The sequence below is a fragment of the Paenibacillus periandrae genome (assembly GCF_022458865.1).
Lineage (GTDB): Bacteria > Bacillota > Bacilli > Paenibacillales > NBRC-103111 > Paenibacillus_S > Paenibacillus_S periandrae.
Genome location: NZ_JAJNMU010000194.1, coordinates 1 through 264, shown reverse-complemented (window position 1 = coordinate 264; position 264 = coordinate 1). Strand labels below are relative to the sequence as shown.

Below are 264 nucleotides of genomic sequence, written 5' to 3'. Positions count from 1 at the left end.
TCGGCGTTTATCTTGTACGGTCCTCCTTATCCGGAGCGCACAAAGAAAAAGTAATGTTCGAAATTGTTCGGCTTGCCCAGGGGAGGGCGGCGTCTTACCAGTCTTTTACGTATCGCTCTTACCGCGGCTGGCTGGTCAAACCGGCTGCCGGCACTGAAGAGGAGGCTGACGCGCAGAATATCATTCTCGGCGCCTCCTTCATGGGTCGGCCGGTCGGCCTGCTATTGGCCCATCCTCCCGTGGACGATGAACCCGCAAGGGTGC

At 58.3% G+C, this 264-nt stretch carries 1 protein-coding gene; it reads left to right on the top strand.

Features of this window, described 5'->3' with window-relative positions:
• Nucleotides 1–53 precede the first annotated feature (53 nt).
• Nucleotides 54–264, top strand: a 211-nt coding sequence (locus LRL21_RS45195) for a hypothetical protein (protein ID WP_240422252.1), incomplete at its 3' end; no start/stop codon positions are given.